The following is a 608-nucleotide window of genomic DNA, read 5'->3' on the forward strand; positions in this document are numbered from 1 at the left end:
GGTAATCGAGCACCGCTTCCGGGTCACCGAGCGGCTGCTTGGCATGGACCACCCAGTCGTGAAGGTGGAGTCATTGCCTCAAGCGTTGCCAATCGGCAGGCGTGGCGACCATTCCTGCCAAGAGCCTGCCTTCATGTGTGCAACACCACAGAGAAGGCCGACACACCGCCCAGATGTCGCGGGTTGGCGGCGAATTCGGTGGGCGTTGCCGACACAGCGGCAAACAGCGTCTCGTAGAGCGATCGTGGCGCGGCCGCAATCAGGCCATTGAGGTCGTGCGGCAGCGTGAACACCAAGTGAAAGTAAGGCACCGGCAGCACTTCACACCGCCTTGCGGCAACCCTGCCCCCCTTCGCCCGGGTCTAGCATTGCGGGCAGTGCCGGTTCCTGCATGTAATGGGCCGTGCGTCACTCGCCGGGCTTCACGTTCCAGGCCTGGTTGAGGAATTCTGCAGAGTCGACTACAGAGGCAACCAGAAAATTTTAGCCGCTAAAATCGGCTCCGCATGAATCACGGCTGGGCGTTGCGGATCAGCTTCCGCGGAACATACCCGGAAATCTCCCACGTTGCTGTGGTCCGTGGCGCCGCGTCCGCAGCTGTCGCTGCC

At 62.2% G+C, this 608-nt stretch carries 1 pseudogene; it reads right to left on the reverse strand.

Annotated features, from left to right (window positions below):
- A pseudogene (locus tag E4Q23_RS25425) lies at positions 1-395 on the reverse strand (transposase zinc-binding domain-containing protein); the annotation flags it as partial.
- Between the last annotated feature and the right edge of the window lie 213 nt (positions 396-608).

The sequence above is a fragment of the Candidatus Accumulibacter phosphatis genome (assembly GCF_012939955.1).
Lineage (GTDB): Bacteria > Pseudomonadota > Gammaproteobacteria > Burkholderiales > Rhodocyclaceae > Accumulibacter > Accumulibacter delftensis.